The 13418-nt window shown below is 39.1% G+C and carries 11 protein-coding genes; 3 read left to right on the top strand and 8 right to left on the bottom strand.

All coding sequences use genetic code 11. From position 1 onward, the window contains the following. Nucleotides 1-103: 103 nt before the first annotated feature. The 5 genes from B0169_RS16045 to B0169_RS16025 are packed head-to-tail and all read right to left on the bottom strand — an operon-like array spanning nucleotide 104 to nucleotide 4935. Nucleotides 104-2161, bottom strand: coding sequence for a type IV pilus secretin PilQ (locus B0169_RS16045; RefSeq protein ID WP_077287660.1), 2058 nt, complete (start codon nucleotides 2159-2161; stop codon nucleotides 104-106). Then, nucleotides 2161-2694 carry a pilus assembly protein PilP gene (locus tag B0169_RS16040; protein WP_077287658.1) on the bottom strand — a complete coding sequence of 178 codons (534 nt, stop codon included), beginning with the start codon at nucleotides 2692-2694 and terminating at the stop codon, nucleotides 2161-2163. The genes B0169_RS16045 and B0169_RS16040 overlap by 1 nt, the downstream gene beginning before the upstream one ends. Next, a complete protein-coding gene (locus B0169_RS16035; protein ID WP_328589029.1) occupies nucleotides 2691-3302 on the bottom strand; it encodes a type IV pilus inner membrane component PilO in 612 nt (203 codons plus the stop codon). Before B0169_RS16035 ends, B0169_RS16040 begins: the two co-directional genes overlap by 4 nt. Next, the gene (locus B0169_RS16030) at nucleotides 3299-3868 is read right to left on the bottom strand and encodes a PilN domain-containing protein (protein ID WP_077287656.1); all 570 of its coding nucleotides are present in this window, start codon (nucleotides 3866-3868) and stop codon (nucleotides 3299-3301) included. The genes B0169_RS16035 and B0169_RS16030 overlap by 4 nt, the downstream gene beginning before the upstream one ends. After that, nucleotides 3856-4935: a pilus assembly protein PilM gene (locus tag B0169_RS16025; RefSeq protein ID WP_077287654.1), complete on the bottom strand. Its 1080-nt coding sequence runs from the start codon at nucleotides 4933-4935 to the stop codon at nucleotides 3856-3858. The genes B0169_RS16030 and B0169_RS16025 overlap by 13 nt, the downstream gene beginning before the upstream one ends. A gap of 131 nt (nucleotides 4936-5066) precedes the next feature. Here B0169_RS16025 and B0169_RS16020 point away from each other — a divergent pair, with 131 nt between their 5' ends. Together B0169_RS16020 and pckA are read left to right on the top strand one after the other, a co-directional pair. Further along, nucleotides 5067-7634, top strand: coding sequence for a penicillin-binding protein 1A (locus tag B0169_RS16020; protein ID WP_412842144.1), 2568 nt, complete (start codon nucleotides 5067-5069; stop codon nucleotides 7632-7634). Nucleotides 7635-8024: 390 nt separating this feature from the next. Further along, nucleotides 8025-9635, top strand: coding sequence for a phosphoenolpyruvate carboxykinase (ATP) (gene pckA, locus B0169_RS16015; protein ID WP_077287650.1), 1611 nt, complete (start codon nucleotides 8025-8027; stop codon nucleotides 9633-9635). A gap of 201 nt (nucleotides 9636-9836) precedes the next feature. Here the strand turns inward: pckA and envZ are convergent, their stop codons facing one another. Together envZ and ompR are read right to left on the bottom strand one after the other, a co-directional pair. Then, a complete protein-coding gene (envZ, locus tag B0169_RS16010; RefSeq protein ID WP_077287648.1) occupies nucleotides 9837-11129 on the bottom strand; it encodes a two-component system sensor histidine kinase EnvZ in 1293 nt (430 codons plus the stop codon). 46 nt (nucleotides 11130-11175) lie between these two features. Beyond that, nucleotides 11176-11904: an osmolarity response regulator transcription factor OmpR gene (ompR, locus tag B0169_RS16005; RefSeq protein ID WP_077287646.1), complete on the bottom strand. Its 729-nt coding sequence runs from the start codon at nucleotides 11902-11904 to the stop codon at nucleotides 11176-11178. A gap of 498 nt (nucleotides 11905-12402) precedes the next feature. Between ompR and B0169_RS16000 the strand changes: the two genes are divergently transcribed. Beyond that, entirely contained in the window at nucleotides 12403-12774 is a 372-nt protein-coding gene (locus B0169_RS16000) for a hypothetical protein (protein ID WP_077287644.1), read from the top strand. Here B0169_RS16000 and B0169_RS15995 read toward each other — a convergent pair. After that, nucleotides 12771-13271 (bottom strand): hypothetical protein, encoded by a 501-nt coding sequence (locus B0169_RS15995; protein ID WP_077287642.1) that lies wholly within the window; start codon nucleotides 13269-13271, stop codon nucleotides 12771-12773. The genes B0169_RS16000 and B0169_RS15995 overlap by 4 nt on opposite strands. Nucleotides 13272-13418 lie beyond the last annotated feature (147 nt).

The following is a 13418-nucleotide window of genomic DNA, read 5'->3' as shown; positions in this document are numbered from 1 at the left end:
AGAGGGAACCCCCCTCGAAAATTTCAAGGGCGCAATTATCGCAATTGTTGGGTACAAATTGCAAGCTTGTAAGATGAAAACACCACCTTACAAGCAAATTAACTTAAAATCTTTCTGTAACTATGCGTGGTGTAACGAATATTAATAGCTCTTTTTTCTCATTAAAGTTACTACTATTGCGAAACATCCAACCAAAATACGGAATATCACCTAAAACAGGTACTTTTGACACTGAACTTATTATTTGTTGCTGATAAATTCCACCTAGCACGATGGTTTCACCATTATTAACCAGTACTTGTGTACCTATTCTTTGGGTATCTATTGCCGGTGCACTGCCATTTGACACATCAGAAACGGTATCTTGCGTTACCACTAAATCTAAAATAATCCGATCATCAGGCGTGATATGTGGTGTTACCGTTAAACTTAATACTGCTTTTTTAAATTGCGTAGTAGTAGCACCGCTAGAAGCTGCTTCTTGATAAGGTATTTCAACACCTTGTTCGATATAAGCTTCCTTTTGATTCGCAGTAGTAATACGAGGACTAGCAATAATTTCACCTTTGTTTTCTTTCTCCATGGCACTTAATTCAAGATCCAGAATAGTGCCATCCGCTAAACGTGCAACTTGAAACGCGATGCTCCCTGCAGGGCTGGTTACAGGTAAATTAACATTTAATCTATCGGTCAAATTCGGTACTACACCATTACCTGCATTATTAGCCCCTGTTAAAGTACCAGAAGTAGCTGAATCACTACCGGTATCGGTAACACCCCAACGAATGCCGAGCTCTTCATTAATATTATCTTTTACTGTCACCATTCTAGATTCAATAATAACTTGTCGAACGGGAATATCTAAAACTGTCACCATACGTTTAATATCGGCAATACTACTAGCCGTATCACGTATAAGCAGTGTATTGGTTCTCTCATCAACACTAACACTACCACGAGCAGACAAAATACTATTTTCTTCATTCTTAATTAATGTCGCAAATTCAGCCGCTTTAGCATAATTAATTTGTACGTATTCAGAGAATAATGGTGCTAATTCTTCAACCTGTTGTTGCGCCTGTAAATCACGAGCTTCACGAGCAGCTAACTCATCGCTTGGCGCTACCATCAGAATATTACCTTCCATACGCTTATCTAAGCCTTTAACCTTAAGAATAATATCAAGTGCTTGGTCCCAAGGTACGCCATCTAAACGCAAAGTAATATTGCCTTCAACAGTGTCGCTGGTCACTAAGTTAAAACCATTATAATCAGCAATAATTTGTAAAACAGTGCGTACAGCAATGTCTTGAAAGTTTAATGATATAGCTCTGCCATTAAAGCTTTCTTCTTCTCCAAGGTATCCATCGTCTTGGACCTTACTCTTAACTGTTAATGAGAATACATCATTAACTTGTTGGTGTTCATAATCAAATGCGCCATTAATATCGACCACTAAACGAGCATTTCGATCGGCCTTAAAGGTTTCAATGCCACTAACAAGCGTACCAAAATCAGTGACATCTAATTTATAAATAAACTCTTCTAGAATTTCAGTGTTATGAAACTCAATGTAAAGCTTACCTAGCTTTTCACTCACATCGACAGCAACTTTACTATCAATAAGCTTAATTAAAAGCTGAGCTTCGTTTTGCGGATTACGCTTAAAATCAATATTATCAATTTTATTAATATAGCCATGACCCACTGGAATTAATTGCTTTACTGTTTTATCGGCTTGGCCAGTATTCAAAACCAGAGCAAAGGTGTTATCTTTTTGCACGACATCAAAAATAGATAACTGCTGTAAGTTAACATTGGCGACAACTTTACCAGCCATTTTTTGTATCACAATATCTGTAACGCCAGCATGCTCGACCAAAGTATTGGCTAGCTTAGGATTAAACTCGTCAGCATCAAAAGTTATACTCACTTGTGCAGGTGCCATTGATGTTGTCACTTCTGGCTGAACTAAGATTTTATCTGATAATTCAAACACTAATTCAATTTCATTGCTTTGTATTGTGTTATAGGTAATTCCTGTTAGCTCATTAGCCCACGTAAACGTAGACAATAAGCAAAGGTAAGCCGCTGTGATTAACTTTATTGGTTTGCAATGTGTCATAAGATCATCATTTTTAGTTTTATTAAATAGCAACATTACTGTCTTTGCTCCTCTGCACTTGCCTGCGTCATGGTAACAACAGTTTCACGCTCTACCCAGCACCCCGCGCCATCAGGGATCAACTCTAATACTTTTATATTTTCTTGGCTTACTGAGGTAATTCGTCCATGGTATAAGCCAACGTAACTGCCAACAGCGACACGGTGTAAGGTGTTATCAGACGCTTCTAATAACGCCCAAGTCACCCCCAACTCACCTAATGTGCCGCGCATAATTAAATCACTTAACGAAAACTTTTCTAAAGGTTGCTTTCTTCGGCGTGGATCTGGGCTTAAACAGCCAGACATTTGTTGAATTTTTTCTTGAATAGCTTCAGGTTTCGGGGCATCAAATGGGCTACGTAATGTCTGTGCAGAATAATCAAAGTGGTCAAAAATGGTTACTTCTGGCATCGGCTCTATCGAGCTTGCCGTAGTTGATTGCACATTAGCAATATGTAATTTCAAGTCGTCAGTATCACCAAAACATCCCGTCAATAGCACAGCACTTAATATAAAAAATATTCTCATTTTTCAGCTGCCTCTCGATAACGGTAAGTTTTGGCCTGCAGCGTTAACTTTAAGTCTCCAGAGTTCTGCTTTTGCAGATTAATATCAAAATCATGCAAAGTGACAATTCGTGGTAAACCAGCAATACGACTGACAAATTGTCCAAACTCATGATACGAACCCAACACTTCGATATCTATCGGTAACTCAATATAAATCTCTTGCTCTATTTCCGGCTGCCAATTCAGTTTGACAAAATCTAATCCGGTTGTGGTGCCAACAAAGGTTATGTCATCTAATAAACCCGGTGTTTCATGACTTTCGGGTAAGCTTTTTAATTGCTTTGAAAAAATGGCTTCAGCTTCAATCATCTGCTGTTCAAATAGCTCTAAGTTCGCTGAAATATGGTATTTGGCTTGGTATTGTTGTTTTAACGTCGCTTCTTCAGCGGTCACACGCTCGAGCTGTTTAATTTGGTCACTAATCATCAGCACATAACCCAAACCTAACACTAAAATAACCAAGAATATTGATAAAACTATTTTTGCAGCTTTCGGCCATTGCCCAATATTATCAAGTTCTAAACCATTAAATTGTTCGGTGAATTCTGATAAGTTAAAGCTCATCATGGCGCTCCCAGTTCATTCAAATTCATCAAGCCTTTAATGCGAACTTGCATTTTAAAATCACTTAACAATTTACTGGTGGCATCATTTGAGGTTATTGATTCCAGTATCGCATCTTCAAATAAGTCAGAATTTTCTATCTCACGAATCATATTAGCTAAGTGATTGTTTGACTCACTTTTACCAACAATACTTAAGCTATTATCTTGCTTTTCCAGGCGCGTAAGATAAATACCGTTCGGCACTACTTGCGCTATTTCGTTCAGTACTTGGGTGCCTACATTGCGGCTACGTTGTAACTGCTCTATAACATTAGTACGTTTTTTAAGTTCTTTTTTCTTTTCATTTAATGACTTTATTTTTGCAATTCGAATATCTAATACATTAATTTCGTTTTTCAAAAATTGATTTCGCGTGTTTTGGCCATCAATACGCATTTGATAAAACTGATTCACTAAAAACACCAGAGCAAAAGCCACGAATGCTACGACAGTTAATACCGTAAAATATTCTCGTTGCTTGGCTTTTTCAGCTTCTTCACGCCATGGTAATAAGTTTATATATGCCACGGAACAAAACTCCTTAATGCTAAACCGGCTGCAACCATAAAGCGAGGCGCTGTTTTAGCTAACTGTTCTTGGTTGATTTTACTGGAAATTTCCATACCTGAAAAAGGGTCAGCTATAACAGTATGAATACCTAACTCTTCTGTTAATAGTTGCTCTATTCCTTCCACTAAGGCACTGCCGCCGGAAATAACCAGATAATCAATTTTTTCTTTACCACTGGTCGTCAAAAACATCTGAATAGCGCGGCGGATTTGTTGTACCAGTATGGTATGAAAAGGCGCTAAAACTTCAAAAGTGTAGCTAGGCGGTAAGTCATTAGTAAGCTTTGCTAGCTCAGCCTCTTCGAACGATTTATTGTAATAAGAAACAATTGCACGGGTATATTGCTCACCACCAAAAAGTTGGTCGCGGCTGTAAATATGATTGCTCGCCTCAGTGACGGAAAAAAGCATCATAGTGGCACCTAAATCAACGGTGGCAACAATTTTACCACTTGCATCATCTGGTAATTGTTGCAACGTTAAATCAAAGGCTCGACTAATAGCATAGGACTCCACATCAATCACTTTTGCTACAAAGCCACCAGCGTCGAGTGCTGCTACTCTGGCCTCTACAGACTCAGTGCGAGCGGCACTGAGCAAAACATTAATTTTACTTGGATCAGATTCATTAATATCGAGCGCTTCAAAATCTAAACTAACTTCATCAAGCGGGTAAGGGATCAAACTATCAGCTTCAATTTCAATTTGACTGGCTAGCTCTTGTTCGTTTAGTGCAACATCCATATAGATAATTTTCGTGATAACGGTTTGGCCTGAAACGGCAGATGCTGCTTGAATAACTGAGGAGGATATCTTTTTTCTAATTTTTGCTACGACTTTACCAACCGCCTCAATATCCTGGATTTCCCTATCAACAATCGCTCCTCTTGGCATAACTTCAACGGCGACAGTTTCTAGCACATATCCAGTATCGTTTTGGCTCAATAAAACAGCTTTAATAGAGTGAGAACCAATGTCAATCCCCACCATTAATGAGGTCTTTTTTTTCCATAAACTACTTAACATAGAATCCTACTAGAACATTTTATTATTATAATATTAGGCATAAAATTCGTATAAATACATTTATTACATGCTTTTACAGGATATACTAGTATTATTACGTCATTTTTATAACATTTATTGAGCATCTCTCTGTGTTTTCTATAAAAAATCTGTTAAAAGCAAGCTCTGTATTGATATTGATTGGAATTCTGGTTCTTGCTGGACTCTACTTATCGATGCGATCAAGCTTACCAAGTGTTGACTCTCTGCGAGATTTGCAATGGCAAACGCCCATGCAAATATTCAGCGCCGACGGTAAACTTATTTCTCAGTTTGGTGAAAAGAAGCGTATCCCTCTCACGTTAGATGAAATGCCAAAGCAGCTCATCAATGCAATCTTAGCCACTGAAGATGACCGTTTTTACCTACATTTTGGTGTTGATCCTATCGGTATGGGTAGAGCTATACTAGGTCAATTAACAGGCCAAAATAAAGGTGGGGCAAGTACCATCACCATGCAAGTTGCGCGTAACTTCTTTTTAACGCGTGAACAAACTTATGTCCGAAAAATTCGAGAAATATTCATCTCCTTTCACATTGAAAGCCTGCTGACCAAAGATGAAATACTTGCCCTTTATATGAATAAAATATCTCTAGGCCATCGTTCTTTTGGTTTTGGCGCAGCGGCACAAGTATATTATGGCAAAGACGTTAAAGAGCTAACCTTAGCACAAATAGCGGTACTAGCAGGGTTACCAAAAGCACCATCAACCATGAACCCTATTAGCCGACCAGATCGAGCAATGCAAAGACGAACGGTGGTATTGCAGCGTATGTATAACGCCGGCTATATCACCGAACAAGAAATGTTAACGGCTAACAAGCAACCTATTACGGCTGAAAAACATGGTGCGGAAATAGAATTAAATGCCCCTTACATTGCAGAAATGGCACATCAAGAAATGATTGATCGCTTTGGTAAGGAAGCCGCCTACACCGGCGGGTATAAAGTTTTCACTACTGTGACATCAAAATTACAACATGCCGCCCAACAATCAGTTATTAATAATATTATTGCCTATGATCAACGTCATGGTTATCGCGGCCCTCTTGCTAGCTTACGACCAGTAAACGACGAACAACTTAGTTCTGCTCAAACTAGCGATGCCAATAATATACTAGCTGAACCTATAAGTGATGATGAAATAGCACAGGCTCTCGCGCCTTTAAGTAGCTACCATTCGATTGTACCTGGAGTCGTTACTGAAACATTAGAACGTTCTATCCAAGTTAGATTAGCCGACGGTACTGATATCGTTATTGAGTGGCAGGGGTTGTCGTGGGCCCGAGCTTACTTTAACGATGATAAGCAAGGTCCAGCTCCCAAGGTTGCACATGAGATCGTTAAAACGGGTGATATCGTTATGGTCACGCCATCAGCAACAGGCTATCGGCTAAGCCAATTGCCTGAGGTGAGTTCAGCACTGGTATCTTTAGCGACTGATGACGGTGCAATCAAAGCAGCCGTGGGTGGCTTTAGCTTTATTCAAAGTCAATTCAACCGCGTAACGCAAGCGAAACGACAAGTAGGCTCCAATATTAAACCTTTTATTTATTCTGCAGCTTTAGATAGTGGTTATACCCTGGCATCAATAGTTAATGACGCACCAATAAATCAATGGGACAGAAGTTCCGGTGTGGTTTGGCGTCCAAAAAATTCACCGCCTGTTTACAACGGTGAAATTCGCTTACGTTTAGCACTAGCGCAATCTAAAAACGTTATCGCGGTTCGATTACTCAGAGATGTTGGCTTAGATAAAATTATCCCCTATTTGGCCTCATTCGGTTTTGATCCAGATGACTTACCGCGTAATGAATCTTTAGCTTTAGGCTCGGCTTCTTTAACGCCTTTAGAGGTTGCCACTGGTTTTGCTACGTTTGCCAATGGCGGCTTTTTAATACAACCGTATTTAATCGAACGCATCGAAGATTCATTCGGTAAAGTGATTTTTCAAGCCAATCCAGCCATTGCTTGCGATCGCTGTGAAGATAGTTTCCCAATAACATCGGACGTAGCAACAGAAAGTAATAATGAAAATGCTGCAGATATGGCATTGAAAGCAAAAGTTGTTAATAAAGCTGAGCGAGTGATAAGCGCACAAAATGCATTTTTAATGACAGAAGCACTTAATTCTGCCATTTGGGGTGCTGACTGGAATATAAAGCCGTATTGGCAAGGTACAGGATACCGTGCCCGTAAACTTAAGCGCAGAGATATTGCAGGTAAAACAGGAACCACAAACCAAGCAAAAGATGCTTGGTTTTCAGGCTATAGTCGTAGACTAGTAACAACATCTTGGATAGGTTTCGACGATCCAAGCCGTAATCTAGGTCAAACAGCCTATAACAGTAACTTAGGTAAAGAACAAACCACAGGTAAAGAATTTGGTGCAAAGTCGGCACAGCCAGCTTGGATTAACTTTATGAAAGTAGCATTAGCGGGCCTACCTGTAGAGCCCTTTGAGCAACCACAAGCGCTGATGTCAGTCCGAATAGATAAAGCCTCAGGAAAATTAACCAAAAAAACCGATAAATCTAGTCGTTTTGAATATTTTGAATTAGGCACTGCACCAACGGAATACATCAGCGAAGATATTAGTAGCGAGATTCTTGATGGTGGCAACCCTGTTGAAAATGACGAAGGGGAAATATTCGATTAATCAACAAAAGTTTCGATAGATAAGTATACGAATGAAAAATATGCTTTCATTCGTATCACTTCGAAACATTTCTTAAATTTTATTCAACTTTTTTCCTTTCATTCACTTGTGATTTTCCTGACCATTCGGTCAACCCTAAGATTACCATAACACCATGTTTTAAATACTAATAATTAAAAAAAACGAATTCATTCAAAATAAAAAACTGACTTAACGCTAGGGATATTATAAATCTCAGCAAAAAAAACATGAAAGTTACAGTGAAAACTTTCACAACGAAAGAAAAAAAACTTTCGTTTTGCTCAACAATCGCCTAAAATTGGCGCCCATAATCAGAAACACCAAACTATTCATTTAAAAAACCGTCATACTTTTAGGAGCGAATTCGCAATGGCAGCTTTAGAAAACTCAATCGATTTATCTTCATATGGAATCACAAATGTTGCTGAGGTCGTTTACAATCCGTCTTATGAGTTACTTTTTGCTGAGGAAACAAGATCTGATCTCACAGGTTTTGATAAAGGCGTAGTTACAGAACTTGGCGCTGTTTCAGTAGACACCGGCATTTTTACTGGCCGTTCTCCAAAAGATAAATATATCGTTCGTGATGATACTAGCCGTGATACCGTTTGGTGGTCAGATCAAGGTAAAAATGACAACAAACCAATGACGCAAGAAACATGGACTGATTTAAAAGGCCTAGTAACTGAGCAACTATCTGGTAAGCGTTTATTTGTTGTTGATACATTTTGTGGTGCCGATGAAGCTACACGCCTAAAAGTGCGCTTTATCACAGAAGTTGCTTGGCAGGCACACTTTGTTAAAAACATGTTTATTCGCCCAAGCGATGCAGAATTAGAAAATTACGAACCTGATTTTATTGTTATGAATGGTGCAAAAGCCACCAACCCTAACTGGCAAGAGCAAGGTTTAAACTCAGAAAACTTTGTTGCATTTAACTTAACTGAAAGAATGCAACTTATTGGTGGTACTTGGTACGGCGGCGAAATGAAAAAAGGTATGTTCTCTATGATGAACTACCTACTACCTTTAAAAGGTATTGCTTCTATGCACTGTAGTGCTAACGTCGGTCAAGATGGCGACACAGCAATTTTCTTTGGTCTTTCAGGCACAGGCAAAACAACATTATCAACAGATCCTAAACGTCAGCTTATTGGTGATGATGAGCATGGTTGGGATGAAAATGGTGTATTTAACTTTGAGGGTGGCTGCTACGCAAAAACCATTAACTTAAGTAAAGAAAATGAACCTGACATCTACAACGCTATTCGCCGTGATGCATTGTTGGAAAACGTTGTTGTTAATGAAAAGGGCGAAATAGATTTTGACGACAACTCAAACACTGAAAACACCCGTGTTTCATACCCTATTCATCATATTGATAACATTGTAAAACCGGTGTCTCGTGCCGGTCACGCCAAGAAAGTTATTTTCTTAACGGCTGATGCTTTTGGTGTATTACCACCTGTTGCTAAATTAACGCCTGCACAAACAGAATATTACTTTTTGTCAGGTTTCACTGCCAAGCTAGCCGGTACTGAGCGAGGCATCACTGAACCAACACCAACGTTCTCAAGTTGTTTTGGTGCAGCATTCCTAAGTTTACATCCAACACAATACGCTGAAGTACTGCGCAAACGTATGCAAGCAGTAGGCGCTGAAGCTTATTTAGTTAACACTGGTTGGAACGGCACAGGCAAACGTATTTCGATTAAAGATACTCGTGCCATTATTGATGCTATTTTAGATGGCTCAATTGATAATGCAGAAACTCAAGTTTTACCATTATTCAATTTAGACATTCCAACAAGCATTGATGGTGTTAATAGTGAGATTTTAGATCCACGTGATACATATGCTGAATCAACTCAATGGCATGAAAAGGCGGTTGACCTAGCTACTCGCTTTGTTAACAACTTTGACAAATTTACTGATACTGAAAATGGTCAATCACTAGTTGATGCTGGTCCTAAAGTATAGCCCACTGGCTAGGCATACTATTTGCCACTGAAAACAAAAAACCGTCGTAGTTACGACGGTTTTTTAATGTCTGAAAACGCATAAAATATTATTGCATCGCAATTTCAAGCCTGCCCTGAATTCTGTATGCACTGCCAAAATACTACACTTAGAAAGCTCTCCCTGAGAACGTTATTTTTCATCAAGTTAATTAAAGTAGTTTTAGCTGATCGGCAAACAAACTTTCGCTTTTAAACCACCTTCAGGTCGATTAGACAATTGCACACGACCACCGTGAGTATCAACAATACGCTTGATAATCGCTAAACCTAAACCACTGCCTTCGCCTCCCCGTGCTTTATCTCCTTGTGTAAACGGCTGAAATAAGCGCTCAATATCTAATTCTGGAATACCTGGGCCTTCATCACAAACACAAAAACAGATTTCGCTTTTACGCTTATCAAATGAAGTCGCGACAGTAATTTTCCCGCTCGAATAACGTAATGAATTCTGAATTAAGTTTGCTAGCGCTCGCTTCATTGCAACATAGCGCAATGGTACTTTCGGCAATGCTTCAGCAGTAAAAATTATTTCTCGCTCTAAAATGCTTTCTGACTGTACAACTTCTTCAATTAAAGCATTAATGTCACCTAGCTCAGCTTTATCTTTACTATCATGGCGAATGTAATCAATGAATTGATCTATGATGTTATTCATATCATCAATATCACCCTCAATACCTGCTTTTAAAAAATCATCATGCTCAGAAATCATTTCTGTTGCTAAACGAATACGCGTTAACGGCGTGCGTAAATCATGAGATATCCCAGCCATGAGAAGATTACGGTCATCTTCAAGCTGTTTAATCCCTTTTGACATATGATTGAAAGCTCGCGTTACAGCAACAATTTCAGTAGTACCACGCTCAGTCAATGGTTCAGGAAAGTCACCACGGCCAACATCATGTGCGGCATTTTGTAGGGCACTTAATGGCCGGTTAAGCTGCCTGACAAACAACCAACCGCCCATGACACTTAAAACCCCTAGGATCATTAGTACCACAATAAGTGGTGAAAAGTTTTCTTCTTCTAAGCCGTTAATAGGAATTTTAACCCAATAATCAGGAGCTTGTGGCGGACGAATCCAAAAAAGATACTCATCACCTTGAGAAATTCTTACTTCCGCGGGCCCGCCCAGTAAATTCGACATTTCTTCTGAACGAAAAGCGTAATAAACCGCTTCTTGCAAACCAAGTTTCATTGCCGCCGACTCTCGATAGACACCAATGCCAGTTTCACGTTGAAACGCTTCGCCCATGGCAGGGCTTAAAGCTTCATCCGCAACGTCAATAAAAACAACCCTAACTTGCTTTGCCAGCAACTGGTTTACCTGTTGGGCATTAGGCTGAATTATATATATCGACATCGATATAAACGACACAACCTGATTAATTAACAATAAAACACCAATTAATAACACCGTTTGACCAAAGGCGCTACGTGGCAATATTTTCATATACTTCTACTAAATTAAGATTATTTTTGTATACCTGAAAGCACAATTATTGCTCAACAGATTTACCTTCGGGAACAAAAACATAGCCTAATCCCCAAACGGTTTGAATATAGCGAGGTTTTGCTGGATCTTCCTCTAACATACGACGTAAGCGTGATACTTGCACATCAATGCTGCGCTCTAATGCCGAATAATCTCGACCACGGGCTAAATTCATCAGCTTATCACGTGATAATGGCTCTCTCGGATGGGTTATTAATGCTTTCAATACCGCGAATTCACCACTGGTTAATGGCATATTGACCTCGCCTTTAACCATTTCACGAGTGGCAAGGTTAAGTTGATAATCCCCAAAACAAATAATATTCTCTTCTTGTGATGGTGCGCCAGGAGCTTCCTGCACTCGGCGTCGTAGAACGGCTTTTATACGCGCTAATAATTCGCGAGGATTAAAGGGTTTTGGCATATAGTCATCAGCGCCCAGCTCTAAACCAATGATACGGTCAACTTCATCACCTTTCGCTGTTAACATAACAATGGGAATATCATTAGAGTTTTGACGTAAACGACGGCAAATAGATAAGCCATCTTCGCCTGGTAACATCAAATCAAGCACTAATAAATGAAAGTTCTCTCGTTCAAGTAATCTATCCATTTGCTCAGAGTTGGCGGCACTACGAACGACAAAACCCTGCTCAACTAAATATCGTTCCAGTAAGGCACGTAAACGCATATCATCATCAACGACTAAAACTTTCGGCGTTTCATGTCCCATAATACTTCTTCCATTATCACAATATTAAAATTACTCTAACTATAAGCCATATTGGCTAAAATATAAAAAACTGTTCTAGGTCAGTGCCCTAGTATTTGTTACAAATTATGTTTGGCGAAATATTACTCTCATACAACTATGTTGCTCGATACACAGTTAATCATAGGGAGGAGTCAAGATATCTAGAAGTAGCGCTTTTAGGAATAATCGCATGGCTATTGATTAACTAACCTGAACTCTGGATAATGAGTGCTTGATATTCAAGTGAATCAAAGCTTAAGCGGCAAAGTAAATGCTATGGCAAGCTAAACATCACTAATAAACACCATCAATACTTCATTTTATGCCATTTCCAAGGCAAAACGTTTATCAATAGCGAACTATTTATCGACGTGTTAACGCAGATAATGGCTTAAAAAGGCGGGTTGAGCAAGTGGTGCTTATCCAGAGTTCAGGTTAACTACTTACATTAACCAGTTATTGTGGGAGAATATACAAATGAGAGTCTGGCGCCATTTCCACAAAGTACCTATCCGTGTTTTACGTATCAGTAAAAGGCGCAATATTGTCCGACTCAAACGCCAAATGTTGAAGGTAAAAATTGCCCTAGCTCAAGAAAAAGTAGAAACCAAGGCAATGTTAAGTACTTACAAACGTTACACTAAGCGTGATGCCAGTGCCGAAGAAATGCGTATTGCTAACCAGCAGTTTGTTGATATTTTAAAAGGTCTTGGCATTGGTGTTTTTGCTATTTTACCTTTTGCCCCTATCACTATTCCTATTATGATAAAAGTTGGCCGCATGGTCGGCGTAGAAATACTACCCAGCTCTTTTGTTAGTGACAAAAAGCCACAAAAACGCAAAAATTAGCGCAAATAATGAATAGCTTGATCTGTAACACACTGCGTAAAGCTTTTTTGTCTTTCTGCTCTAGAAAGCCCATTAATAGCTTTACCAACCAACAACATTTTTTGCTGTTTCTCTGCTAAAGGTAAATGTGCAAATTGTTCATTAAAACAGCCTGTTAAACCATAGTTTAATGCCTCATCTGACTTAGGTGATTCACCTGCCAGACAGGCCAATAACTTTTCAGCTAAATGGTTTTTATCTAACTTCGTGAGTAAACTTTTAACATTAACACTCTTATCTGCATGCTTGACTTGCTGACAGCCGTACAACATATCTGCAACGGCAACAACGGGAATAAGCGCGTCATGCTGTGCGCCAAAGCGCGCTTTTAACCACTGATCTCTATCTAAAGTTTGGCTTTGCTCTGCGTGAAGTGCTGAGCTAAATACGACAGCGACACTCATAATCCAATATAGAGAGAAAAATCGCTTATTTAATTTACTTTGCTGCATGATCATTATGTATTTCTCACCTTTTTAATGTATTCACTCTATCAAAAATTTCACTCTTACTTGCACAACGAACAAAAACGACTTTATGATAATACTGATAAAGTTTCGTCTTCGCTTTGTGAATAGCTGCCAACATGCTTAAATACCAAGACA

Source organism: Cognaticolwellia aestuarii (assembly GCF_002000025.1).
Lineage (GTDB): Bacteria > Pseudomonadota > Gammaproteobacteria > Enterobacterales > Alteromonadaceae > Cognaticolwellia > Cognaticolwellia aestuarii.
The sequence above is the reverse complement of the archived record's forward strand: the minus strand, read 5'-3'. Positions and strand labels throughout refer to the sequence as shown.